Origin of the sequence: Litchfieldella rifensis, assembly GCF_042646605.1 — a bacterium.
GTDB classification, from domain to species: domain Bacteria; phylum Pseudomonadota; class Gammaproteobacteria; order Pseudomonadales; family Halomonadaceae; genus Litchfieldella; species Litchfieldella rifensis.
This window is the reverse complement of the sequence record NZ_JBHRUG010000002.1, coordinates 19,138-44,327: the sequence shown is the minus strand read 5'-3', so window position 1 is coordinate 44,327 and position 25,190 is coordinate 19,138. Positions and strand designations below refer to the sequence as shown.

Annotated in this window: 22 protein-coding genes; 11 read left to right on the top strand and 11 right to left on the bottom strand. The window is 62.0% G+C overall.

Annotated elements, in window-relative coordinates:
• The first annotated feature begins 87 nt into the window (after nucleotides 1–87).
• Nucleotides 88–1,392, top strand: coding sequence for an ATP-grasp domain-containing protein (locus ACFOEV_RS00875; RefSeq protein WP_386770644.1), 1,305 nt, complete (start codon nucleotides 88–90; stop codon nucleotides 1,390–1,392).
• A gap of 47 nt (nucleotides 1,393–1,439) precedes the next feature.
• Nucleotides 1,440–3,464, top strand: coding sequence for a CocE/NonD family hydrolase (locus ACFOEV_RS00870; RefSeq protein ID WP_386770642.1), 2,025 nt, complete (start codon nucleotides 1,440–1,442; stop codon nucleotides 3,462–3,464).
• A 14-nt stretch (nucleotides 3,465–3,478) separates the two neighbouring features.
• Here the strand turns inward: ACFOEV_RS00870 and nanR are convergent, their stop codons facing one another.
• The 5 genes from nanR to ACFOEV_RS00845 all read right to left on the bottom strand — a co-directional run bounded on the left by nanR (nucleotide 3,479) and on the right by ACFOEV_RS00845 (nucleotide 8,397).
• Nucleotides 3,479–4,198 carry a transcriptional regulator NanR gene (gene nanR, locus ACFOEV_RS00865; protein ID WP_386770640.1) on the bottom strand — a complete coding sequence of 240 codons (720 nt, stop codon included), beginning with the start codon at nucleotides 4,196–4,198 and terminating at the stop codon, nucleotides 3,479–3,481.
• A gap of 83 nt (nucleotides 4,199–4,281) precedes the next feature.
• Nucleotides 4,282–5,358 carry an Ldh family oxidoreductase gene (locus ACFOEV_RS00860; RefSeq protein WP_386770638.1) on the bottom strand — a complete coding sequence of 359 codons (1,077 nt, stop codon included), beginning with the start codon at nucleotides 5,356–5,358 and terminating at the stop codon, nucleotides 4,282–4,284.
• Nucleotides 5,359–5,366: 8 nt separating this feature from the next.
• Nucleotides 5,367–6,752, bottom strand: a complete 1,386-nt coding sequence (locus ACFOEV_RS00855; protein WP_386770636.1) for a TRAP transporter large permease — start codon at nucleotides 6,750–6,752, stop codon at nucleotides 5,367–5,369.
• Nucleotides 6,753–6,775: 23 nt separating this feature from the next.
• Nucleotides 6,776–7,327: a TRAP transporter small permease gene (locus tag ACFOEV_RS00850; protein ID WP_386770634.1), complete on the bottom strand. Its 552-nt coding sequence runs from the start codon at nucleotides 7,325–7,327 to the stop codon at nucleotides 6,776–6,778.
• 74 nt (nucleotides 7,328–7,401) lie between these two features.
• Nucleotides 7,402–8,397: a sialic acid TRAP transporter substrate-binding protein SiaP gene (locus ACFOEV_RS00845; RefSeq protein WP_386770632.1), complete on the bottom strand. Its 996-nt coding sequence runs from the start codon at nucleotides 8,395–8,397 to the stop codon at nucleotides 7,402–7,404.
• A gap of 358 nt (nucleotides 8,398–8,755) precedes the next feature.
• Between ACFOEV_RS00845 and ACFOEV_RS00840 the strand changes: the two genes are divergently transcribed.
• Both ACFOEV_RS00840 and ACFOEV_RS00835 read left to right on the top strand, forming a co-directional pair.
• Complete coding sequence (locus tag ACFOEV_RS00840) at nucleotides 8,756–9,922, top strand: fumarylacetoacetate hydrolase family protein (protein WP_386770630.1); 1,167 nt, start codon at nucleotides 8,756–8,758, stop codon at nucleotides 9,920–9,922.
• A 36-nt stretch (nucleotides 9,923–9,958) separates the two neighbouring features.
• On the top strand, nucleotides 9,959–11,260 hold the full coding sequence (locus tag ACFOEV_RS00835) for an L-fuconate dehydratase (protein WP_386770628.1): 1,302 nt from the start codon (nucleotides 9,959–9,961) through the stop codon (nucleotides 11,258–11,260).
• 29 nt (nucleotides 11,261–11,289) lie between these two features.
• On the opposite strand, the gene ACFOEV_RS00830 is transcribed toward ACFOEV_RS00835, so the two are convergent.
• Together ACFOEV_RS00830 and ACFOEV_RS00825 are read right to left on the bottom strand one after the other, a co-directional pair.
• Nucleotides 11,290–12,261: a DMT family transporter gene (locus ACFOEV_RS00830; RefSeq protein WP_386770626.1), complete on the bottom strand. Its 972-nt coding sequence runs from the start codon at nucleotides 12,259–12,261 to the stop codon at nucleotides 11,290–11,292.
• Nucleotides 12,262–12,387: 126 nt separating this feature from the next.
• Nucleotides 12,388–14,088, bottom strand: coding sequence for a DEAD/DEAH box helicase (locus tag ACFOEV_RS00825; protein WP_386770624.1), 1,701 nt, complete (start codon nucleotides 14,086–14,088; stop codon nucleotides 12,388–12,390).
• A 484-nt stretch (nucleotides 14,089–14,572) separates the two neighbouring features.
• On the opposite strand from ACFOEV_RS00825, the gene ACFOEV_RS00820 reads away from it, so the two are divergent.
• Nucleotides 14,573–15,022, top strand: a complete 450-nt coding sequence (locus tag ACFOEV_RS00820) for a YaiI/YqxD family protein (RefSeq protein WP_386770622.1) — start codon at nucleotides 14,573–14,575, stop codon at nucleotides 15,020–15,022.
• Here ACFOEV_RS00820 and ACFOEV_RS00815 read toward each other — a convergent pair.
• Nucleotides 14,956–15,387 (bottom strand): tyrosine-type recombinase/integrase, encoded by a 432-nt coding sequence (locus tag ACFOEV_RS00815; protein WP_386771213.1) that lies wholly within the window; start codon nucleotides 15,385–15,387, stop codon nucleotides 14,956–14,958. The two genes, ACFOEV_RS00820 and ACFOEV_RS00815, sit on opposite strands and share 67 nt — an antisense overlap.
• Nucleotides 15,388–15,398: 11 nt before the next feature.
• Nucleotides 15,399–15,950, bottom strand: coding sequence for a MarR family winged helix-turn-helix transcriptional regulator (locus ACFOEV_RS00810; RefSeq protein WP_386770620.1), 552 nt, complete (start codon nucleotides 15,948–15,950; stop codon nucleotides 15,399–15,401).
• Nucleotides 15,951–16,058: 108 nt separating this feature from the next.
• Here ACFOEV_RS00810 and ACFOEV_RS00805 point away from each other — a divergent pair, with 108 nt between their 5' ends.
• From ACFOEV_RS00805 to ACFOEV_RS00795, 3 genes are read left to right on the top strand one after another with little or no spacing between them, the layout of a single operon-like run.
• Complete coding sequence (locus ACFOEV_RS00805) at nucleotides 16,059–16,856, top strand: glycoside hydrolase family 16 protein (RefSeq protein WP_386770618.1); 798 nt, start codon at nucleotides 16,059–16,061, stop codon at nucleotides 16,854–16,856.
• Nucleotides 16,853–17,389 (top strand): SDR family NAD(P)-dependent oxidoreductase, encoded by a 537-nt coding sequence (locus ACFOEV_RS00800; RefSeq protein ID WP_386770616.1) that lies wholly within the window; start codon nucleotides 16,853–16,855, stop codon nucleotides 17,387–17,389. Before ACFOEV_RS00805 ends, ACFOEV_RS00800 begins: the two co-directional genes overlap by 4 nt.
• On the top strand, nucleotides 17,299–17,505 hold the full coding sequence (locus tag ACFOEV_RS00795; RefSeq protein WP_386770614.1) for an SDR family oxidoreductase: 207 nt from the start codon (nucleotides 17,299–17,301) through the stop codon (nucleotides 17,503–17,505). The genes ACFOEV_RS00800 and ACFOEV_RS00795 overlap by 91 nt, the downstream gene beginning before the upstream one ends.
• 772 nt (nucleotides 17,506–18,277) lie before the next feature.
• Here ACFOEV_RS00795 and ACFOEV_RS00790 read toward each other — a convergent pair.
• The gene (locus ACFOEV_RS00790) at nucleotides 18,278–19,279 is read right to left on the bottom strand and encodes a glutathione S-transferase family protein (protein ID WP_386770612.1); all 1,002 of its coding nucleotides are present in this window, start codon (nucleotides 19,277–19,279) and stop codon (nucleotides 18,278–18,280) included.
• Nucleotides 19,280–19,328: 49 nt separating this feature from the next.
• Nucleotides 19,329–20,279 carry a LysR family transcriptional regulator gene (locus ACFOEV_RS00785; protein ID WP_386770610.1) on the bottom strand — a complete coding sequence of 317 codons (951 nt, stop codon included), beginning with the start codon at nucleotides 20,277–20,279 and terminating at the stop codon, nucleotides 19,329–19,331.
• A gap of 99 nt (nucleotides 20,280–20,378) precedes the next feature.
• On the opposite strand from ACFOEV_RS00785, the gene ACFOEV_RS00780 reads away from it, so the two are divergent.
• The 3 genes from ACFOEV_RS00780 (at nucleotide 20,379) to ACFOEV_RS00770 (ending at nucleotide 24,869) form a co-directional block, all read left to right on the top strand.
• Nucleotides 20,379–21,230, top strand: coding sequence for a pirin family protein (locus tag ACFOEV_RS00780; protein WP_386770609.1), 852 nt, complete (start codon nucleotides 20,379–20,381; stop codon nucleotides 21,228–21,230).
• A 227-nt stretch (nucleotides 21,231–21,457) separates the two neighbouring features.
• On the top strand, nucleotides 21,458–23,173 hold the full coding sequence (locus tag ACFOEV_RS00775; protein ID WP_386770607.1) for a peptidoglycan DD-metalloendopeptidase family protein: 1,716 nt from the start codon (nucleotides 21,458–21,460) through the stop codon (nucleotides 23,171–23,173).
• Between the two features lie 343 nt (nucleotides 23,174–23,516).
• Nucleotides 23,517–24,869, top strand: a complete 1,353-nt coding sequence (locus ACFOEV_RS00770; RefSeq protein ID WP_386770605.1) for an MFS transporter — start codon at nucleotides 23,517–23,519, stop codon at nucleotides 24,867–24,869.
• The last annotated feature ends 321 nt before the right edge of the window (nucleotides 24,870–25,190 follow it).

Genomic DNA, 25,190 nt, shown 5'->3' with positions numbered 1-25,190 from the left:
CTGTGGCCCTCGATGGCCGTTTTCATTGCCAATACCGAGGTCGGAGGGTAATCACACCGTTCGGCCCCGTACATGGAGGAATACACCATGAGCTGGAATGTGTTCGTGATCGGCTTCGATGATTTGGGTAGGCGTTTGCTGCCGCACCTTCGCCACGCCGAGGACTATGCGTTCTACGGGTTGCTGTCGCCCGAGAAGGTGGTACACGCCGACGAGTATGCTTTCGATGACCTGACGGCGAATGCCTTGGCGGAGCTGGAGCAGTTTTCCGGGTCGGTGGACGCCATTGTCGGTTACTGGGACTTCCCCACCAGTACGCTGGTACCGGTGTTGCGGCAGCGGCTCGGGCTGCCCGGCCCCTCCCTCGAGGCCGTCCTGAAGTGCGAACACAAGTACTGGAGTCGCCTCGAGCAGAAGCGGTCGGTGCCGGAGTGCGTGCCTTCCTTCCAGGCGGTCGATCCCTTCGCCGAGGATGTCGTCGCCGGGATCCATATCGACTACCCGTTCTGGATCAAGCCGGTGAAGGCCCACTCCTCCCACCTTGGCTTCCGTATCGATAACGCCGACCAGCTGCGTGAGGCGCTTCCTCGCATTCGCGCGGGGATCGGCCGTTTCGGCAGACCGTTGGACGAGGTCACGGCCCATGCCGACTTGCCCCAGGAAGTCGCGGCAGTGACCGGTCACCACTGTATCGCAGAGTCGATCATTTCGGCCGACTGCCTGTGCACCCTGGAGGGCTATGTCCTGCACGGCGAGGTCCATCTCACCGGCGTAGTGGACAGCGTCTGCGACGCGCGACACCGCTCGGTGCTGCTGCGCTACGAATATCCCTCGCGGCTGCCTGAATCGGTGCAGCAGCGGATGCTCGACTATGCCCGGCGCTTCATTGAGCAGATCGGCTACGATAACGCGCCGTTCAACATCGAGTTCTATCATGACGCCAAGAGCGACCGTATCTCCCTGCTGGAGATCAACCCCCGCGTCTCACGCTCCAATGCGGCGATCTTCCAACTGGTTGACAGCGCCCCTCATTTCCAGGTGATGGTGGACGTCGCGCTGGGGATTGAACCGCGCATGTCGCGCCGAGAAGGCTCGTATCCCGTCGCCGCCAAGCAGATGCTGCGTGTCTTCGAGGATGGCATCGTGCGTCGGATACCATCGTCGGAGGAACGCCAGCGTGTCGAAGAGGCCTTTCCGGGAACGAGTGTCGAAATCAATGTTCATGAGGGGATGCGGTTGTCAGAGTTGCGCCATCAGGATTCTTTTTCCTGGGAGCTGGGCGTGCTGTTCATCGGGGCCAACAGCCATGATGAACTGCATGACCGGATTGACCAGTGCCGGGAGATGCTGCCGTTCGACATCGAGCCGCTTCCGGCCGAGACACCGGCCTGAGACGACATCGGGTGTCATCGCGTCCCCCTGACAGACGGAGGATCCACATGAGGGTTGTGACCGATTTCCCCCATCGCGTTGAGCGCCTCGATCCAGCCTGGATACCCATGCCCGACGGGGTTCGGCTCAATGCCCGCATCTGGCTGCCCGAGGGAGCCAGCGACAGCCCGGTACCGGCCATCCTCGAGTACATTCCCTACCGCCTGCGGGATGGCTCCGCACACCGCGACGCCATACACCATCACTACTTCGCCGGGCACGGCTATGCCTCGGTGCGGGTCGATCTGCGCGGCAGCGGGGATTCCGGCGGCGTCCTGAAGGACGAATACCTGGAGCAGGAACTGGCGGATGGCGAGGAGGTACTACGCTGGCTCGCCGCCCAACGCTGGTGCAGTGGTCGGGTGGGCATGATCGGCATCTCCTGGGGCGGCTTCAACGGCCTGCAGTTGGCCGCCCGGCGCCCACCGGAGCTCAAGGCCGTGGTCAGTGTCTGTTCCAGCGATGATCGCTACGCCGACGATGTGCACTACATGGGCGGTTGTCTGCTGGGCGACAACCTGTCCTGGGCTTCCACCATGTTCGCCTATAACTCGCTACCGCCCGATCCGGCGGTGGTCGGCAATGCCTGGCGCGGGATGTGGCACGAGCGACTCGAGGGCAGCGGCCTGTGGCTGGCCACCTGGCTCAAGCACCCTCACCGGGACGACTACTGGAAGCATGGTTCGATCTGTGAGGACTTCTCGCGTGTGAATACCCCCGTGCTCGCGGCCAGTGGCTGGGCAGACGGCTATTCCAATGCCGTCACACGCCTGGTGGAGAACCTGCCAGGTCCATGCAAGGGGCTTATCGGCCCCTGGAGCCACAAGTACCCTCACTTGGGTGAACCCGGGCCAGCCATCGGCTTTCTGCAAGAGTGCCTTCGCTGGTGGGACCAGTGGCTGAAAGACGAAGATACCGGTGTCATGCAGGATCCGGCCCTCAAGGTGTGGATGCAGGACAGCATGCCACCAACCCCCAGCTATAAGCACCGTCCCGGCCGTTGGGTGACGGAACCGTCCTGGCCGTCGCCCAATATCCGTGATTGGCGGCTGCCTCTAACGCCCGGCGGGCTGGCGTTCGACGGTAAGCCGCAACAGGACGAAACCGCCATGACGATTCAGTCGCCACTGACCTGCGGGTTGTTCGCCGGCAAATGGTGCTCCTATGCCGCAGGCCCGGATCTGGCCCATGACCAGCGACAGGAAGACGGAGGGGCCCTGACCTTCGAAAGCCCGCCGTTGGAGGAGACCCTCGAGGTCATGGGGGCGCCCGCTGTCGAGCTGGAACTCTCCTCCAGCCGCCCCGTGGCCATGGTTGCAGTGCGCCTCTCCGATGTGGCGCCCGATGACAAGGCGACCCGGGTGACCTATGGCCTACTGAACCTGACCCATCGAGACGGGCACGAGACCCCTTCGCCGCTGGAGCCGAATCGTCGCTATCGCGTCACGGTGAACCTGAACCATATCGCACAGGTATTTCCACGAGGTCATCGGTTGCGCCTTTCCCTCTCCACATCCTACTGGCCGCTTGCCTGGCCGCCCCCCGAGCATGTCCGGCTGACAATCTTCGATCAGGGCAGTGTCCTGTGCCTCCCAGTCCGGCTACCGCGGGAAGAGGATGCCGAAGTGTCCTCCTTTGCTGAGCCGGAAGGGGCACCGACCATCGACCAGACCCTGATCGAACCCCCGCACCATAACTGGTATGTGCATCGTGACCTGGCCGAGGATGTGTCGACACAGGAAGTGATCAATGACAGGGGGCGAGTACGGCTGGAAGACTCCGGTATCGAAGTCAGCACCAGAACCGTGGAGTGGTATAGCTCCAAGTACGATGATTTCGACTCCCTTTGTGGCGAGACGCTCTGGGAGCGTGAGCTTTGTCGGGGCGACTGGCAGGTCCGGACCGTGATGAGTACCGTGCTGACATCGAATGCCCGGGAGTTCCTTTTGAACGCCACCCTGGATGCCTACGAGGGTAAGCGTCGCGTCTATTGTCGAACCTGGAACCATCGCATCCCGCGATGGTTACTGTAGAAACTGTCGGCTCCTCAGTCTTTCGTCAGGCGCTTCTTCAGCTCCATATAGGTGCCGTAGTGCCGGTCGAGATGGCGGCGCATGGCCGCTTCGGCGGCATCGGGGTCGCGTGACGCGATGGCCTCGACGATCTCGGTATGTGCCTTCATGGCAGCCTGGTCTTCTCCTTCCCGCTGCAGGGCCTGGGCACGACGATCGTCGAGCCATTCCGACAGCGCGACATGAATGGCATCGAAGATGGGGTTGTGTCCGATCGAGGCCAACACCCCGTGGAAGTCATTGTCGGAGCGCTTGAAGCGAGCCTCATCCCCCAACGCCTCGTGATTGTCGGCCAATGCCTGGCGTAGTCGCGTCAGGTCGTCCTCGCTGGCGTGTCGCGCCGCATAACGCGCCAGCGAAATCTCGAACATCGCCCGCGCTTCCTGAAAGTATTGCTGCCCTTCCGACTTGGAGAGGAGCTGCTTCGTCACTCCGGACAGCCGCGCCATCACCGCCTCGGCCGTGGGTCGGATCACCCTCGCCCGTGTTCCGCTGTTGATGGCGATCAGCCCCAGGCGCTGCAAATAGAACAAGGCTTCACGGACAGCGGGACGACCGACGCCGAACTGCTCCATGAGTTCGCGCTCGGAGGGCAGTTGGTCGTCCTCGTGCAGCCGGCCCTCGAGAATATCCGCCTCGAGCTGCTCGGCCACTTGCTCGGAAAGCGTCTTGCGCTCCACCTTGTATCTGGTCATTCGTTGCGACTCCTAGCCATACCGTTCAGCGACTCCGGCCATCACGGCAGGAGCGATACGCCATGTTACTGCATCGCGCGCGACTACCGTACTGTCAGCGGCGCGAGCCCCAATTCCTCGGCGATGCGTTCGAAGGCCGTCAGGTTGGCCGGGTCCAGCGGGATGCCCTCGGCATCACGCCGTGCCTGGCAGCGCCATTCGCGATCGCCCGGTGCCAACACCTCGGCCCCAGGCTGGGCCGGCTGGGCGCGCAGGTCGTCGAGATAGTCGCGCATACTCGCCTGATAGGTCGCCCTGTCGGTGAAGGCATCGGGACGCATGACCAGGAAGAAATGACCGACTCCGCGGGGAGTCGACATGTCGGGACCGCCCATGGGCAGCAGCCGGAAGCCGTTGAGCATGCCCGCCAGGGTGGAACTCAATACCTCGACGACGCCCGCCAGACCGGCCCCCTTGAACCCGAACTGCGCCCCGCCCAGCGGCAGCAGCGAACGTACCTGCCGCGGATCGGTGGTGACGTCGCCATGCGCATCGGCGGCCACATCGGCAGGCAGCTCACGATCGATGGCGGCATATTGCTGCACACGATTCCAGGGAATCGCACTGGTTGCCATATCCAGCAGGTAGGGGGGCTCTCCCTCCACGGGTGCCGCAAAGGCAAAGGGATTGGTGCCATGAAAAGCCCCCTGCCCCTGATGCAGGCGCACGAATGGATCGGAATTGCACACCGCCATTCCGATCAGGCCACGCCGTGCCGCTTCCAGGGGATAGCAACCCGCGGCTCCAAAGTGCGAGGAGTGGCCAACCGCCACGGCGCCCAGACCGGTGTCATCGGCCATGGCGATGGCATGGTCAATGGCCGTATAACCAGCCAGGTGCCCGAAACCATCATCCGCGTCCAGATAGCCGATCGCCGGCATGCGCCGGCTGAAGACCATCCCGGGACGCGGATTCACCCGCCCACCTTGGACGGCACGCAGATAATGCGGCAACAGGCGCAGGCCGTGGCTGTCGGTCCCCATTCGCGATGCGGTCAACAAGGCCCGCGACACCGCCGCGGTGGAAGGCTCATCGACACCGCAGCGCGTCAACGCTTGCCGCATGAAGGTGTCCAGCCTCTCGGCGGTGACGCGTGCAGCAACTTCCTGGGCATGACTCATGACGCACCTCAACGATAGACCAGGGTCGGCAGCCACATGGAAATGGCCGGCACGAAGGTCACCAGCAACAGGGCAATGAACAGCGGCACCAGGAACGGCAGAGTTCCACGCATGCATTTCTCGAAGGAAATGTTCGATACCCGTGACAGCACATACAGCACCATGCCCACCGGTGGTGTCAGCAGGCCGATCATCAGGTTCAATACCATGATCACCCCGAAGTGCACCGGATCGACACCCGCGGCAACGGCCACCGGCAACAGCACTGGCACCAGGATGGTGATCGCCGCAATGGTTTCCATGAAGCAGCCAACCACGAGCAATACCAGATTGATCAGCAACAGAATGACGATGGGGTGATCCGAGAACGGCCCCAGCAGAGCCACCACCTGCTGGGTGACCTGGTTGCTGGTGAGAATCCAGGCGAAGATCGAGGCACCGGCGACGATGAACAGGATGATCGCCGTGGTCTCGATGGTTTCCATGCTGACCCTCATCAGCCGCCGCCAGGTCAGGGTGCGATATACCACCACGCCCAGGAACAGGGCATAGATGACAGCGGCAATGGCGGCTTCGGTTGGCGTGAAGGCGCCGCTGATGATACCGCCGACGATGATCACCGGAGTCAGCAAGGACAGGAAGGCACGCTTGGCCGACTCGCGAAGAAAGCTCACCGAGAAGCGGGCATCGCGAGGATAGCCACGGCGACGGGCAAGCAGCGTGATCATGACCATCAGCACCGCCCCCATCAGCAGGCCGGGAATCAGACCGGCGGCGAACAGCTGCCCAACCGAGGCCGATGCCATGACCCCGTAGATGACCATCGGCAGACTCGGGGGGATGATCGGGCCGATGGTGGATGACGCCGCCGTGATGCCCACGGAGAAGTCCTGATCGTAGCCGGCATCGCGCATGGCCTTGATTTCGATCGTGCCCAAGCCACCGGCATCGGCAACTGCCGCGCCGGACATCCCCGAGAAGATGATGCTGGCTCCGACATTGACATGCCCCAGGCCACCGCGCATCCAACCCATCAAGGCCTTGGCGAACGCGAAGATACGAGTCGTGATGCCGCCATTGTTCATTAAATTGCCGGCCAGGATAAAGAAGGGAATGGCCAGCAACGGAAAGCTATCGACACCGTTGACCATGCGATGCGCCACGACCACATCGGGTACCTGTCCGCTGAGATAGACATACATCAGGCAGGAGCCCGCCAGGGCGATGGCGATCGGAATCCCCATCACCAGCATGGTGAAGAGACTGGCGAACAAGAACGACAGATAATAGCCTTGCCAGGCCAGAAAAGCGCATGCCAGTACGGCAAGTACGATGATGACCGGGGGGACCAAGAGGCCGCGCCGCTTGGCGAACGAGGTGACAGGGGCTGACATGGCGGTTCTCCTGGAATTTCTCGTCATCGGTCATCTTCGGTGAAGATCAGCTCGCTCGTTCCTTCACGCCAATGACGGATGGCGACCTGGATCGAACGCACGAGCATCAGCACAAAACCTGCCAGCACGATGTAGTAGATGACACTCTTGGGGATATCCACCGACACCATCATGGCGGTGGTTCTATCGGCCAGCTTATAGGTAATCCAGCACCCTCCGGCCAGGAAGACGATTCGCGCCAGATCGACGATCGTCGACATGGCCAACCCGACGTTCCCCGGCATGTAGCGATAGAAGAATTCCACCGCAATATGCGAGTTCTTCCGTACCGCCATGGCGCTCCCCAGAAAGCCGACCGAGATCAGGAAATAGCGTGCCATTTCCTCGGTCCAGGCGATGGAGTCACCCATCACATAGCGACTGAAGAATTGCAGGAACACCACGACCAGCAGGATCCAGAACAGGACCAGGGTCACATAATCCTCCGGACCGTGGTCCTTGAAGTCGAACTTGTCCTCTTCCTCGGCCTCGATCAGGCCGGCTCCAGGGTCCGGCGGCAAATGGTCGTTGGACATGGGCGAGACTCCTCACCACCACACCTCGCCACGACGATGACGAGGTGTGGTGAACGTTGCAAAAGGGAGCGGGACTACTGGCCGAGCGCCTGCAGTTGGTCGTAGGTTTCCTGGTCCCAAGTAGCGGCCTCTCCGTTGTGGCGTGGCACCACTGCCTCCCGGAACGGTTCGGTTTCCACTTCGTTCACCGTCGTGCCCTGTTCCTCGAACCAGGAGACGAGTTCTTCCTCCTGCTTCAGAATGTCTTCGGTAATACGCTCGCCAGCTTCCATGTAAACGTCACGGAAGATCTCGCGGTCCTCTTCCGAGAGACGGTTCCACAGCGGCCCCCCGGCAATGGTGATCAGGGAGTCGGTGATGTGCCCGGTCAGGTTGATGTAGTCCTGCACTTCATAGAAGGCCTTGGCCTTGATGGTCGGCAACGGGTTTTCCTGGGCATCCACCACGCCCTGCTGCAGCGCCAGATAGACTTCGGCGAAGGCGATGGGTGTCGGATTGGCGCCGACGGCTTCGGGGAACATCATGTACATGGGCGCATTGGGCACACGTATCTTCAGGCCTTGCATGTCCTCGGGCTTATTGATCGGCTTGTTGGAAGTGGTATGACGCTTGCCATAGTAGTTCATGGCCAACGGCACATTGCCCGTGGCGTCCTCGTAACCCTGAGCGATTTCCTGGAACAGCTCGCTGTCGGCATAGGCCCGCCAATGATCGAAATCCCGGAACATGTATGGAGCGCCGGCGATCCCGATGGGCCCATAGGAACGCCCGGCGAACTGGTTGCCGGTATAGATCAGATCCACGGTGCCCAGACTCAGCCCCTCGTTGATATCGGCCTCCTTGCCCAGCGAGGATGCCGGATGGACCTTGATCTGGTAGCGACCGTCGGTACGCTTTTCGATTTCGTCGGCCGCCCATAACGCCCATTCATGATAAGGCTCCGAGGTTTCATAGACGTGTGCGAAGTTGAGAGTTTCGGCGCCGTTGGCCATACCGGCAACGCTCACTCCTGCCAATAGCAGCGTCGTCGATACCCAACGGTTCCATTGGCGATTGCTCTTGTTACCCATCTTGTTGTTCTCCTTGCCTGAAAACGGTGCGATGACAGCTTTGAAATCACCGGTATCGATGGCTTTACTGTATACGTGTCATACCATCATAAGGAAAACTAGACCCTCCCCTTATCCTCTGCAACCGACGACGCCTCATTCTTTGGCCGAATGGCGGGAGGCGGTCACAACCACGTCAAGGCACCGTCGTCGCCGGAGAGGAACAACATTTTCCGCTTCTGTCGTATGCGCATCGCGTTGACGAGTCACCATGACAATGGCCATAGTGTCGACAGCATACCTATCATACATCACGACAAGCATAGGCGATTCGCAGGTACTCGCCAGCGTCACCGTCCGTCTTCTCTCGGAGGCTTCAATGACCGCACCCCGTCACACCGAGCTGCTGCCCGACGATGTGGAATCTTCCCTGTTGGTCGGGCGTGTCTGGCGCCCCGCTCCCCAAGAGGGACCGGCCCTGGTGGTCATCCGCCAGGGCGAGGTAGTGGATATCTCCGCGCATTGCGCCACCATGGCCGACCTGCTCGAACGAGACGACGTCAGCGACTTCGTCACCCAGGTTAGCGGTGTGTCACTGGGGGCGGTCGAGACCCTTTTCGACAATTCCCTGGCCGAGTCGACGCCAGCGCCCTGCCTGCTGGCACCCTGCGACGTGCAGGCCATCAAGGCTTGTGGGGTGACCTTCGCGGTCAGCTTGCTGGAGCGGGTCATCGAGGAGCAGGCCGGTGGCGACCCGGGCCGTGCCGGTGAGCTGAGGGCCGAATTGAACGAGGTGATCGGCCAGGACTTGTCGCGTATCGCTCCTGGCTCCACCGACGCCATGGTGCTCAAGCGGGCCCTGCAGGAGCGCGGTGCCTGGTCGCAATACATGGAGGTGGGGCTTGGTCCCGATGCCGAGGTTTTCACCAAGGCCCAACCGCTGTCGGCGGTCGGCTTCGGCGCCTCGGTCGGCCTGCACCCGGCATCGCAATGGAACAATCCCGAACCGGAGATCGTGCTGGCGGTGGACTCGCGCGGGCAAGCGCGGGGCGCCACGCTCGGCAACGATGTCAACCTGCGTGATATCGAAGGGCGCAGTGCGCTGCTGCTGGGCAAGGCCAAGGACAACAACGCCTCCTGCGCCATCGGCCCCTTCATCCGCTTGTTCGATGACCGCTTTACCCTAGAGACGGTACGCGATGCCCAGGTATCGCTGCGTATCGACGGAGCCGATGACGGTTTCGTGCTGGAAGGCACCAGCGACATGCGCGAGATCAGCCGCGACCCGCTCGACCTGATCGGCCAGACCATCGGAGCTCACCACCAGTATCCCGACGGTTTCATGCTGTTCCTCGGCACCATGTTCTCGCCCATCCAGGATCGCGATGCCCAGGGTCAGGGGTTTACGCACCACCTGGGCGATACGGTCACCATCGCCACGCCGACCCTGGGCGCTCTGATCAATCGCGTCGACCGCTCGGACCGCCTGCCGCCCTGGACCTTCGGCATCCGTCAGCTCTATGCCCATCTGACCCGCCGAGGCTGACGGCCGCCGTCGTCACCCGCAAGGAGATCATGCACCATGACCACCATCACGCGCCTCGAAGTGAAGGACATCCGCTTCCCCACTTCCCGCTCGCTGGACGGCTCGGATGCCATGAACGCCGCCCCCGACTACTCCGCCACCTACGTGATCCTGCACACCGATTCCGAGCTCGAGGGCCACGGCCTGACCTTCACCATCGGTCGCGGCAACGAGATCTGCGTCGCCGCGGTCAAGTCGCTGGCGTCCAGGGTCGAGGGCCGCCCACTGGCGGCCCTCACCGAAAACATGGGTGGCTTCTGGCGTCATATCACCGGTGGCGACAGCCAACTGCGCTGGCTGGGCCCCGACAAGGGCGTCATCCACCTGGCTACCGCGGCCATCGTCAATGCCGTCTGGGACCTGTGGGCCAAGCACGAGGGCAAGCCGGTGTGGAAACTGCTGGTCGACATGTCGCCGGAAGCCTTGGTGCGCTGCCTGGATTTCCGTTTCGTCAGCGATGCCCTGACCCCGGAAGAAGCCCTGGCCCTGCTACGGCGCCAGGCAAGCGGCAAGGCCGAACGCGAACACGAGATGCGCCAACAGGGCTACCCCGCCTATACCACCTCGGCTGGCTGGCTGGGTTATTCGGACGACAAGCTGCGGCACCTGGCACGCGAGGCCCTGGCCGAAGGCTGGACCCACTTCAAGCAGAAGGTCGGGGGCGATCTCGACGAGGACTGTCGCCGCGCCCGCATCCTGCGCGAGGAAATCGGCTGGGAGCGCCCACTGATGATGGACGCCAACCAGGTGTGGGATGTCGATGAAGCGATCGTCAACATGCGCCGGCTGGCCGAGTTCGCCCCGTTATGGATCGAAGAACCCACCAGTCCGGACGATATCCTCGGCCATGCCGAGATTCGCCGCCGCCTGGCCCCCATCGGCGTCGCCAGCGGCGAGCATTGCCACAACCGGGTAATGTTCAAGCAATTCCTGCAGGCCGGGGCCCTGGACTACTGCCAGGTCGATGCCGCCCGACTGGGTGGGCTCAACGAAGTGATCCTGGTGGTGCTGCTGGCAGCCAAGTACGGAGTGCCGGTCTGCCCCCACGCCGGCGGTGTCGGCCTGTGCGAATACGTGCAGCACGTCTCGCTGTTCGACTACATCGCCGTGTCCGGCTCACTCGAGGGCCGGGTACTGGAATACGTCGATCACCTGCACGAGCACTTCGTCGATCCGGTCGTGATCCGGCATGGGCGCTATCAGGTGCCGAGCGCTCCTGGTTACAGCATCACCATGCGCGCCGACTCCCTGACCCGTCACCAGTATCCCGAGGGTGCCGCCTGGCGGCAGAACGTCTGATACCGCTTCGCCGTGGGATCGTACCCCGGCTAGAGTTCCAGGCGACCGAGAGGTTTCCCCGCCTCGTCGCCGTACTCGGACGCAAGGTCGGGGGCAAGCGCTGCCTGCGGATCCGGCGCGCCGGCCGCCACTTTGCGCCGCTGGCGATAAAGGTCCAGACCACCGCTACCCAGTAGGGCAATGACGATCACGCCACCGCCAACGAAGGCCAGCGGTGGCGGGATCTCCCCCAGCCACCACCACACCAGCAAGGTGCCGACGAAAGTCTCGAGCAACATCACCAGGCTGACCTCGGCACCCGGGAGGTAGCGTGGGCCAGTCTGGATCAACAGGTAGGCGCCGGGCAGAAAGACCAGCGCCAGCAGCATCAAGCGCAGCAGGTCGTCTGCCGGTGGCAATGTCATCCCACCCATGGCGATGGCCGGCAACAGCATCACCAGGCAGCCCAGCGGCAATATCACGGTGGTATCCACCCCGCGCTGGGCACTGGCCACGGTAGTATTGACGGCGATCGACAGCGGGACCGCCAGCGCCACCAGCAACCCCAGGGGATGCCCCTGGCTCACCTCGCCGGCGGCCATCAGGCTTGCCCCCAGCACGCACAGTACGATCACGCCCCAGGTCTGCAGGCGCAGCCGCTGGCGATAGACGACCAAACCGAGCAGCCCGGCGATCAACGGCGCCAGGTTCTGGATCACCAGCACATTGCCGGCGGCCGTCAGCCGCGTGGCGGCGACGAACCCCCAAGCGCTGCAGGCGAAGGCCAGCGGGCACCACCAGGCGGCCTGGCCACAGGCACGCACCGCGGACGGCAACCGCTTGCCGTAACGCCACCAGGCGACCAGCGACAGCACCGCCAGCAGCATGAGCGCCCGCCAGAACACGAAGGTGGCGACCTCCACCTGGGTGTCCTTGACGAACAGCGCATCCGGCGACAACAGCAACACGCCGGCGCCGGTGATCAGATAGCCACGCACCCGCCACGACAACCGCTGCCACATGCCGATCTCCTTGGCCCTTCTCGATCGTTCGAGTATCAGGCACCCATAAAAAAACACAGGCCGGGGAACGTCCCCGGCCTGTGTCGTTACGACCCCGCTTCCGCCCGAAAGGCGGTAGGGATGCGATCAGGCGCGTTCGCGACGGCGGATAGGTGCATCGTCGTCATTGCGACGGCGCGGTGCACGTTCCGGGGCACCGTGGTCTTCGCTGATCTCCAGCGGCCGACCGGCGACCCGGGCGCGCGCCATCTTGGCCAGGATGGAGGCCGGCAGCGAACTGGGCAGTTCGACCACCGAGAAGGCATTGCGGATATCGATCCGACCGATACGATTGCCTTCGATCCCGCCTTCGTTGGCCAGCGCGCCGACCAGTTGGCCCGGCTTGACGCCATCCTTGTGGCCGACGGCGACGCGATAGCGCGTCATGCCCTCGCTGGGACCGCTGTCACGACGCCGCGGCTTGCTGTCACGAGGCGCACGCTCGTTGCGTTCGGCGCGCGGCGACGGCAGGCGGCCGATCGGCGCCTCGTCGGCGCGCGCGATGGCGGCAAAGGCACAGGCCAGTTCGACAGGATCGTGGCCTTCGGCGACCAGTCGCTCGACCAGGCTGCGCTGCTCGTCGGGACCGGCGGTCAGGGCGCCGACCACCCGCTCACGGAACACGTCGTCGCGATGGGCACGAATCGCCTTCTCGTCGGGCAGCGGCATCTCGCTCATGTGCTGGCCGGTGGCCTGCTCCATCCAGCGTACCTTGCGGGTCTCGCGGAAGCCGGCGAAGGTGATTGCGATACCAGTACGCCCGGCACGGCCGGTACGGCCGATGCGGTGCGTATAGGCCTCGCTGTCCTGCGGCAGGTCATAGTTGATGACGTGGGTGATGCGCGGCACGTCGAGGCCGCGAGCGGCCACGTCGGTGGCGATCAACACATCGACCTTACCGCGCTTGAGACGCGTGATGGTGCGCTCGCGCAGGCTCTGGTCGAGATCGCCGGACAGGCCAGCGGCATTGACGCCACGTGCCGTGAGCTGTTCGACCAGGGTGGTGCAGGCGGCCCGGGTGCGCACGAAGACGATCGCACCGTCGACCGGCTCGACCTCGAGAATGCGCGACAGGGCCTCCAGCTTGGCGCCGCCTTCGACGCGCACCAGGCGCTGCTCGATACTCTCGGCGGTCCCCACGCTGGATTCGATCATGACCTTGACCGGGTCGACCAGGTAGCGATTGACGATGCGCTCGATTTCCGCCGGCAGGGTGGCGGAGAAGAATACCCGCTGGGCGTCGGTCGGCGTATCGGCGACCACCCGCTTGACGTCGTCGATGAAGCCCATGCGCAGCATTTCGTCGGCTTCGTCGAGCACCAGCGCGGAAAGCCCCTCGAGCTTGAGGCTCCCCCGGTCGAGGTGATCGATCACGCGGCCGGGGGTGCCGACCACGACCTGGGCGCCACGCTTGAGGGCTCCCAGTTGCTCGCGATATTCCTGGCCACCGCACAGGGTAGCGACTTCCAGGCCCTTGAGGTTCTGGCCGTACTTGGTGAACGACACGGCGACCTGCTGCGCCAGTTCACGGGTCGGCGCCAACACCAGCACCTGCGGTTCGCGACGCCCGAGCTCGAGGCGCGAGAGGATCGGCAAGGCGAAGGCGGCGGTCTTGCCGGTGCCGGTCTGGGCCTGGCCCAGCATGTCGCGGCCTTCCAGCAACGCCGGAATGGTCTGCGCCTGAATCGGCGAGGGGGTTTCGTAGCCCAGGGTTTCGAGGGCAGACAGCACGGCAGGCAGCAGTGCCAGTTCGCCGAAGCTCGGCGAGGCGACAGAAGTCGAGGTCATCAATCACACCTTGGTAGGCCGGTCATTACCGGCAACAGAGTTTGGTGGCGTCCCTGACCCGAAACACGCGAAATTCGGTACGGTCATGTTCGAGCCCGCTCCAGAGGAGCGGAACCGTCAGCGGAGTCTGGGACGCCGGTCGCACCTGGCATCCGGTTCGCGTCTTCGAGACTGGCAGATACTGCCAGCGTCAACCGCGCCATCGATCAGGCATAGCCTGTCTCGCTGACGCTCGGCGAACCGCTGTGGCGACCGTTTGCGCCGTGCACGTTGCGATGAACGTCTGCACTCGGGCGCTCCATCTACATATCCGGACACTGATGGCGAATCGCCAGGCGTCCTGCAAAGCGTCGTCCTCGAACCGTCGACTCGACGGCAATTGATGAGGGCGATCCGTTACGATGGTGGGGTCAGCACATGCGAGGAGTGCGCATGCTATCATCGCCCCTTCAGCCTTACCAGCCTTTTTCCCGGGAGATCATGCATGCCTAGCCTGTGGGTCGATGCCGATGCCTGCCCACGCGTGGCACGAGACATCATCGTGCGCGCCGCCGAGCGCACCGGCACGCCGACCTGGTTCGTCGCCAACCATCAGGTGCCGCTGCCGGCTTCGCGGTGGGTCAAGCCGCTGGCCGTCAGCCATGGTTTCGACGCCGCCGACCACGAAATCGTAGCACGGCTGGAAGAGGGCGACCTGCTGATCACCTCGGACCTGCCCCTGGCCATGGAAGCCATCGACAAGGGCGCCCAGGTGATGACCACCCGTGGCGAATCGCTCGACCGCAGCAACATCCGCGCCCGCGTCCAGATGCGCGACTTCATGGAAACGCTGCGCGCCAGCGGCGAACACACCGGCGGTCCCAAGGGCTATAGCGATGGCGACCGGCGGGAGTTCGCCAATGCGCTTGATCGCTGGCTGGCCAGGAATGCCTGAAGCACCATGAGGCTAGGCATTATGCCGTAACCGGGATTATGCCGCATGGCCGAGTTTGGCAACTTGTGCGCCTGGTTTCGGCCATGCGGCAGTTCGGCATAATCAGAGCGACTCCAGGAAGGCGAGTAGTTCGTCGCTTGGACGATATCGGCCCGGATGCGTTTCCGGGCTGGTGACCTGAGAGAGTGCTTTTTCCTCCTGGATTCATGCCCCAACCAGAGCGCGATCACCGATTGATTAACACCGTGATGCAGCAACTCCATCGCGGTACTGTGGCGTAGCGTGTGAGGGGCGACGTGTTTGCATGCAAGGCTCGGGCAAGTTCGCGATGTCGTGAGGCGATGCTTCCGCACCAGATATTGCAGTGCATCACGTCTCAGTCGCTCGCCCCGGATCGACGGGAACAGAGGGCTGTCGCTGTCGCGGCGGTCGCCAAAGCCTCATCGATCGGACATGTCTTGCAACTTTGGACGTCGCAGAATCTGCAGATTCTGCTTCTGCAGGCACCGCCTTTGGCGACCGCTGCGAGCAACTTGTCGGCGATGGCGCCCAACGCGTCCTTCTCGGCATCGGACAGGCAAGACAAGGCGACGGCAAGACGCTCGTGTCGTGCATCTAGGATGCGTTGATAGATCTCTTGTCCGGCCGGAGTTAGCGAAAGTTCTACCGCACGCGCGTCCTTTGTTGATTTTGCGCGCATCATCAGGCCGTCGCCGACAAGGCGATCCACCAGCCGAACTGTTGCGGCGTGCGAGAGGCCGAGATCTTCACTGAGATATCGAATCGTCCACCCGGGCGACCTTCCGATCAGGGCAATCGCTGCCGCCGGCTCGTCACGCGGCGCAAGACTCTCTGCGCCTTCGGCAATTTCGTCGGAAAGCCTCAGGGCCAATGCCCCCACCAGGTTCTGAAGTCGTTCGGGTTTCATGTTGGCAATTTATATGCGTTGCGCATACAATGCAATCTCAATATATGTGCACGGTGCATATATATGCCGCATATGACGAAGCATCGCGGGAACGAATGGAGAAGTGTCATGAGCGAAAGACGCAGAGATTACACCGTTCAATCGGGACGGAGCCTCATCTTCGTGGACGATTTCGATGGTCCCTGCTTGGACCAAGGCAAGTGGTTTCCCTTCTATCTGCCGCATTGGAGCTCGCCTGAAGCCGGGATGGCTCGTTTTCGGATAGCCGACAGCAGGGTGCGGCTCTTTATCGCCGACGACCAGGAGCCGTGGTGCCCGGAGTTCGATGGTGATGTGAAGGTGTCCAACCTTCAGACCGGCCACTATGCAGGGCCATTAGGCAGCCGGACCGGCCAGCACCGATTTCGGGATGGGCTCATCGTCCGGAGCGAGCTTCCGGAACAACGCCTGTTCCTGCCTCGGTACTGTCGGCTCGAGATGAAGGCCCGTGCAAGACTGAATCCCTGGAATCTCGCCGCCCTCTGGCTCATCGGCTTCGGGAATGAACAGCATCATTCAGGCGAGATCACGGTCTTCGAGGCGTTCGGACATGACTGCTCAGGCTCCGTGGCGCAGATCGGACGCGGGATCAAGAAGATCAATGATCCCGCACTCAGCGATGAGTTGGATAAAGGCGAGTTGCGGATCAACGTGCAGGACTGGCACATCTACGCGATGGACTGGACGCCCGCCGGCGTGGAGTTCTTCGTCGATGGCAAGCTGGTAACGAGGACGCGGCAGTCGCCGGACTATCCCATGCAACTGATGCTTAACTTCTACGATCTTCCGGACGGCCGCTCGCGTGAGAACGCCAGCGACGCCTGGTTCGACGTGGACTACATCAAAGCCTATGGAGAACCGACATGACTGATGCGCTTCCTAGTTTCGATCTGAAGGGCCGAACTGCACTTGTCACCGGAGCGGCACGCGGCATCGGGCCCATGGATGTCACCGATCTTGAGAACAGTTTCGCGGCGATCGACCGGGCGTCCACCGAGGCAGGCCCCATCGACATCCTCGTGAATAACGCCGGCGGCGGCATCGCGGACATGGCAATTAACGCCCGACCCGATGACTTCGACAGCGTCATCGAACGAAATGTGAAGTCGGCCTTCTTTCTCAGCCAGAGGGTCGCCCGCCATCTGATAGAGGCGGGACGGGGCGGGAACATTATCAATGTCAGTTCGCAAGCGGGGTTGGTGGCACTCCCCGGCGAGTCTGTCTATTGCCTTGCCAAGGCCGCAGTCAGCCACATGACGCGAAGCCTTGCCGTCGAATGGGGAAAATACGGGATTCATGTCAATGCCGTGTGTCCGACCTTCATCGAAACACCGGGCACGCGCGACGCACTCTCCGATCTCGACTCAGGAAGGACACGATCGAACGCATCGCCGCATTAAAACGCCTCGGACAGCCCGTCGAGATCGCCGGTGCAATCGTGTTCCTCGCGTCACCGGCGGCCTCGCTGATCACAGGACACAACCTTGTCACCGATGGCGGATGGACGGTTCGGTGAGGCCCGCTGAGCTGGCTAAACTTAGCTTGGTCGAAGTCCGCATAGTCGACGTTGATGCAAACGCAGCGAACTTCCTCGCTCCGCCCAACGTTGCCGTCCCGAAGTTTACCATCTCAATCACGTCAGGATTATGCCGATCACTCTTATACCAAGCATGCATGGATCGAATCATCTCCAGAATTCGGCATAATCCCGGTTACGGCATAATGTGCATTCGACGGGCGCATGGCCGTGGGAGCCCAGCTTGCTGGGCGATAGCAAAAGCTGTATGGGCGCCTGACGGCGCTATTCGCGCAGAAAATCTGCGCTTGCATGTTTGAACTGAAGGGCCACTTCGCTCGAATACAAGCACGAATGCTCTTGTTGGAGCGACTTCAGTCGCGATTTGCCGGGAGCGGCTACAGCGCTTGGTATTGTCCATGCCGGTAGCCACGCTGGGGAAGACTATTCGGCGATGGTGACACCACCAGCTCAGCCGGCCTGGCGGCCGGATCGCGGCTGAAGCCGCTCCCACAAGGCTTGGGTGCCTGATCCGGACTTGGTGGTGGGGCCGCCCAAGCCGGCCTGCGGCCGGATCGCCGCCGGGCGGCTGCTACAGGGGCGCAAGTGCCAAAACAAGCGCAGGGCAGTCCCCCGTAGGCGCTGACTTTATACGTCTCCCACGGAATAGTCCCATCCCCGAGAACAACTCCCTGTTTCTTCCCTCATATCACTTCTTCCCTCATATCACTTCTTCTCTCTTCCGACTTCCTTCTTCCCTCTTCCAGCTTCCCTACTTCTCGCGAATCCCCTTCCCCCGCAGCCGCTCGCGATCATGGGGGCGATCGAAGTCGAGTAGCGGCCCCTTGGGCACGATGCGTGTGGGATTGATGGTGTCGTGGCTGTAATAGTAGTGGCGCTGGATATGGTCTAGGCTCACCGTCTCCGCCACCCCCGGCCATTGGTAGAGCTCACGCAGGTAGTTGGACAGGTTGGGGTAGTCCTCGATGCGCTTGAGGTTGCACTTGAAGTGGCCGAAATAGACGGCATCGAAGCGCACCAGGGTGGTGAACAGCCGGATATCGGCCTCGGTCAGCCACTCGCCGGCCAGGTAGCGGCTTTCGCCGAGACGCCTCTCAATCCGCTCCAGCGCCTCGAACAGTGCCATGACATGCTTGTCGTAGGCCTGCTGTTCGGTGGCAAAACCGGTCTTGTAGACCCCGTTGTTGATATGGTCATAGACATCGGCATTGATCGCGTCGATGGTCTTGCGCAGGTCCTCGGGGTAGAAATCCAGACGGTTGCCGGTCAGGCCGTCGAAGGCGCCGTTGAACATGCGCAGCAACTCGGCGGACTCGTTGTTGACGATACGCCCGGTACGCTTGTCCCACAGGGCCGGCACCGTGACGCGTCCCGTATAGTGCGGGTCGGTCAGCGTATAGAGCTCGCGATGATAGGCGACGCCATTGACCGGATCGCCGCTGGAGCCCTCTTGCGTGTGGTAGGTCCAGCCCTGGTCGAGCATCAAGGGGCTGACATAGGACATCCCGATCAGCGCTTCGAGCCCCTTGAGCTTGCGCAGGATCAGGGTGCGATGCGCCCAGGGACAGGCCAAGGAGACATAGAGGTGGTAACGACCGGCTTCGGCGGGCAAGCCCGGCTGGCCATTCGGTCCCGGCTCTCCGTCGGCGGTCACCCAGTCGCGCAGTTTGGCGGACTCGCGAACGAACTCGCCGCCATGCTTCTTGGTGTCGTACCACTGGTCGTGCCATTTGCCATCGATCAACAGGCCCATGATTCTCTCCTGAGCGGTTTGTAGACTCTTGGCTATAGCCTAAACCGATTCAATCGATGCTCAAGCGCATGTTTTCCGTAATTTCATTCGATAGATTCGAATCGTCGCGCCTCGGACAGCAGGTCGTCACCGCCGTCATCAGGGCGTTGGCCATGGCACGCGTCGCCGGTCCGGCACGATCCCGATCACGGAAGATGAGTTGCATGGGCGCCTCCCGAATACCGCCGGCAGAAAGCGGCAAGGGCTTCAGGCGTCCCTCGTCCAGGGCATCGCGAATCAGGGTTTCCGGCACCCAGGCAAAGCCCAGGCCGCGCTCGAGCATGCCCACCGACGTGCTCAGGTGGCTCACCGTCCAGCGCTGCTCGGCCTTGAGCCAACCGGAATCCATCGACTGACGCAGCGCCGAGTCGCGCACCACCAATTGCCGGTGTTGCTCCAGGTCACGCAAGTCCAGCTCGCGCTCGAGACGCTGGAGGGGATGCGCCGGATGGGCCACGGCAAGGAAGTTGACGGTCACCAGGGGTTCACCGAGAAAGCCCTGTGCCGCCAGGCCCGACACCACCAGGTCCGCGCGACCGTCGTAGAGCATCTCGACGCCACCGTTGAGCACCGTTTCATGCAACTGCACCCGCACATGCGGAAAGGCGGCAGAGAAGGTCTCCAGAGCATGGGCCAGGGCATCGGGGGGGAAGATCTGGTCCACCGCCAGCACCACCTCGGCCTCGAGCCCTTCGGCCAGGCGTTCTGCCACGTCTTCCAGCGCGGCGGCACTTTCGATCAACTGTCGCGCACGGCGCAGCAACATCTCCCCGGCCTCGGTCAGACGCACCTGTCGCCCGACCGGCTCCAGAACCCGGACACCCAACTGTTCCTCGATCTTGTGAACCGCATGGTTCAGCGTCGAGGGACTCTTGTGGACCGCCTCGGCTGCGCGCGCGAAGCCGCCATGGTCGATGACGGCCGCCAGCATCTGCCATTGGGACAAGGTGACACGCGACATTTCGATTTCCTCGAATCAGGGAAGCCAAATTATGCGCTTAAGTTTCGAAAAAGACGGCCTAAAATACCAGTGAAGATGTTTCACCAAGAGGGTATTCAGATGCCAACTCCTGCCTCCTCCCTGCGCCGTGTCGAGCGCCTGCTCAAGAGCCAGCCCAGCCAGGATGGCGACGGCGTCAAGATTCGGCGCATCCACGACTTCGGCGGAGGGCTCGATCCCTTCCTGATGCTCGACGAACTCGGCTCCAATCGACCGGACGACTACGTCGGTGGCTTTCCATCGCACCCACACCGTGGCATCCAGACCCTGACCTATGTGCTGCATGGCGGCCTGACCCATGAGGACCATATGGGCCACGCCAGCACCATCGGCGTCGGCGATGCCCAGTGGATGCACACGGGACGTGGCATCATTCATTCGGAGATGCCCTTGACCGACAGCCAGGGATTGCATGCCTTTCAGCTATGGCTGAACCTGGCCGCCCGGGACAAGCTCAGCCCAGCCACCTATCGTGACGTACGCGCCAGTGAGATGCCCACACTGAGCGGTGACAACGCCCACTTGGTGGCACTGGGAGGCAACTGGCAACTCGTCGACGGCACAACGGTCGACGGGCCGTTGGATGCCTTGGCCGGACAGGGAGGCGTGGCACATGTGTCTCTCGAGGCTGGCGGCACACTACGCTTGGCCAACCAGTCTCCGACACTGCTGCTCTATGTCTTTGCCGGCGAGTTGGTCATCGCCGACCAGAATGTCGGTCAGGGTGACCTCGCCAAGTTGAGCGCCGGAGATGATGTACCGCTCTCCAGTACTGCGGGTGCCCAGGCCTTGATACTGGCCGGCACACCACATCACGAACCCATTGCGCATTATGGTCCCTTCGTCATGAACACTCATGCCGAGTTGGAACAGACACTGGCCGAGTATCGAGATGGCACTCTGACGGATTAGATATCAGCCATACTTTTTTTGCTCAAAAATCAGCCACGGGCAAAACGAAAAACAGTCACCAAAAGCCCCTCTTTTTCTCAGCCTAGCCGGCCGCGCTATCGCTGAAACTCAGCGACAGCGCGGCTTTCCGCCCATTACTGTATTTACATACAGACTAGGCAGACCATACGTCATGGGTTAAGGTTCTTGTGCCTTTTTATATCCATCCGACACGTATGGCCTTTACTATGTTGCGAATTCTTCATTCGCTGCCCCGCACGCACAAATTGTTACTGTTACCGGTTGCCACCATGGTCACCGTGCTGGGCACACAAAAGATTTTCAGCGCTTTCGATGAAAACGCCAGCGTCGATGACTCCCCCACGGTTCTCGTCCCTCTCGATCTCGACACTTCAACTAGCGACACGCCGACGGCGTCCGACAAGTCGCCCATAGCCGAGGCCGTCCAACTCGCGTCGAATGCTCCGAACCCCACTCGCCAGCACGTCCCTCTCTCCGAGTTGACCGCCACGGAAGTTCTGGACATCGATTTCGTTTCGTCCGCCAATGCGAACGAGGAATCGCAGGGTCCGGTGGACTCGACCGCTCGGGCCCCTGCCACCGACGCACAAACTACAGCACCTGGCATAGCTCCGCGTATCGATAACAACATACTGCACTTGGCCATGATGTTGCCGGATGAATCAACGCAGGAAGACGACACTTCACATGATGAAGAGGGTGGCACTTCCTATGAGGATTTCTCCGCCGACCCGCTGTTTCTGTTCGATGAAGAGCATGTCTTTCTCGACGAGGAAATCGTCGCCCAACAGACCTATACCCCCGAATGGCAGACCTATACCGTTCAGCCGGGCGATACTTTCGCTGTCATGGCCGAGCGCAACCTGGGTCTAGGCTATAGCGAAGTCATGCAACTTCTCGATAATCTTCCCGACGAGAGTGTGCTGACGCGGTTGCGTGTCGGCCACAGCTTCGACTATCGGCTCAATGAGGATGATCAGTTGCTGGCACTGCGCATCATGAAGAATGCACGCAACGGCTATCTGATCGAACGTGGTGACGATCAGGATTTCGAGGTGACGAGCATCGAGAAGTCCGGTGAACCGACTCAGCGCCTGTTTGCCGGTACCGTCAATGGCAGCTTCGGTCGATCGGCAGAAGCCACCGGCCTCTCCGCCGCCGAGGTGGCTCAGCTCAGCAGCCTGCTCTCGAAAAAACTCGACTTCCGCCGCGATACCCGTCGCGGCGATCGTTTTCACGTACTGGTTGAATACGATGTCATCGATGGACAAAACCTCGATGCCCACATCCTCGCCGTGCAATACGAAGGCGCCAGAATGGACCTGACCGTGGTCCGAAACAGTGCCGACGATCGCTTCTATACCCCTGAAGGCCAAAGCCTCGATCCGGCTTTCGATCGCTACCCTTTCGAAGGCAGCTACCGCCTGAGTTCATCGTTCAATCTCAAGCGTAGACATCCGATCACAGGACGAGTCAGCCCCCACTATGGCACAGATTTCGCCATGCCTCCCGGCTCGCCGGTCATTGCTCCCGCCGCAGGGCGAGTGGAAAAAGTCGGTAACCACCCATTGGCTGGACGTTTCGTGGTGGTGCGTCACGACAACGGCTACCAGACCCGCTATCTGCATCTCTCACGACCTCTGGTCAATCGTGGTGAGCGAGTGAGCATGGGCGAGCGCATCGCCTTGTCCGGCAACACTGGCCGCAGTACCGGCCCTCACCTGCACTACGAGGTGATCGTCAATAACAATCAGGTCGACCCGATGCGCGTCGAACTGCCGGAAAACCAGAGCCTCGAAGGTGATGCCCTGGTCACCTTCCAGCGTGAATCCGAGCGACTGCTGGCGACGCTCGAAAGCGGTGAAACCGGTACCGTCGTTGCCAGCACCGGCAACCGTGAACCGCGTGGTGACGGTAGCTAAAAGTCCTGTCACGGCTGTCTCTATCACGACAACGCCCCGTCTTTTTCCGGTCGGGGCGTTGTCGTCTGTGGCGATCGCAAACCCCACGCCCCAATCCTGCCTCTCGATAGCGCATCCTGCACCAGAATATGTCATTCCCTTCCAATTTCCATAGACCAAAAAACACGCAATGAATTGATTAAAAACAGACAATCCATGGCCGGCAAGATAATTGCAGCAATCCCTTCAGACTGTAGGTAGACGTGGACCAGGCTCCCAGGGAGTACGAGTGCGTCGAACCCGACCTTCAACGGCGAAGGCCCAAAGTTCGTGAGTTCGATCAATACCCCACGAGGCTGCTCCCATGGAAATTCGTAACAAAGCCAACAGGATTCGTCTGCTTAACCTGAAGACGCCGCAGATGCGCGCCTTCCACTTCTCCTGGTTCGCCTTCCATATCTGTTTCTTCGGCTGGTTCGGCATCGCGCCGCTGATGGCAGTGGTGCGGGACGACCTCGGCCTGACCAAGACGCAGATCGGCAATACCATCATCGCCTCGGTGGCCATCACCGTCATCGTACGCCTGGCAATCGGGGTGCTCTGTGACAAGATCGGCCCGCGCAAGGCCTACACCTGGCTGCTGTGCCTGGGCTCATTGCCAGTGATGTGCATCGGCTTCGCCGACAGCTTCGAGTCGTTCTTCCTGGCTCGCCTGGCAATCGGTGCCATCGGCGCCTCCTTCGTGATCACCCAGTACCACACCTCGGTGATGTTCGCCCCCAACGTGGTCGGAACGGCCAACGCCACCTCCGCCGGATGGGGTAACCTCGGCGGCGGTACCACCCAGATCCTGATGCCGCTGATCTTCTCCGGCCTGCTGATGCTGGGCGTCAACGAGGCCTTCGGCTGGCGCCTGGCCATGGTGGTTCCCGGTGTGGTGCTGTTCCTCACCGGTATCGCCTACTACTTCTTTACCCAGGATGCCCCCGACGGCAATTTCGATGAGCTGCGTGCACGCGGCGAACTGCCCCCGGCCGACGGTGAACACGGCATGGGCCAGAGCTTTGCCGCCGCCGCCAAGGATATCCGTGTCTGGGCGCTGTTCGTGGTCTATGCTGCCTGTTTCGGCGTCGAGCTGACCATCAACAATATCGCCGCCATCTACTTCTTCGACAACTTCGACCTGACACTGGCCACCGCCGGGATCATCGCCGGTCTGTTCGGCTTGATGAACATCTTCGCCCGCACTCTCGGCGGGGTCTTCTCCGACCTGTTCGCCCGCAATGGCGGCCTCAAGGGCCGTGTCCGCTGGCTGTTCATCGCCATGCTCTGCGAGGGCGTCGCCCTGATGTTCTTCTCCCAGATGCATGTGCTGGCACTGGCCATCGGCATCATGCTGGTGTTCAGCCTGTTCGTGCAGATGGCCGAAGGCGCCACCTTCGGCGTGGTGCCCTTCGTCAACAAGAAAGCCCTGGGGGCGGTGGCCGGTATCGTCGGTGCGGGGGGCAACGCCGGGGCCGTGGCCGCTGGCTTCCTGTTCCGCTCCGAGTCGCTCAGCTACCAGCAGGGCCTGTTCTACCTCGGCATCGCCGTGGTGATCGCCTCCCTCTGTGCATTACTGGTGCGCTTCTCGCCCGAAGTCGAGGCCGAAGAACAGGCGGCCTACCGCGATGCCGTCGGCGAAGACACCGGCAGCGGCGCCCTGTCGCTACGCTAGGCTTTCGACATACGGCCACCCGTCCTGGCCCACCACGCAGACCGCCGCCCAACCGGGCGGCGGTGTTGTTTTCGTAAGCCGCCCCAATGCCGGGGCGAGTGAGCCAGGGGCGCCATGATCGCTCATACTGTAGGGGTCCGACGCAACGAAAAGATGTCGCCGGTCCCCTTCCACCCGATCCTGGAGGCACGACCATGACACAGGTCAGCGAACAACGCGATGCTCTACGCTCCTACCAGCAGGATGAAGGCATCGTCATGGCCTCCAGTTCGTGGACCATCACGGCACGCCATCCCGCATAAGCCATCACCCTCGTCGCCA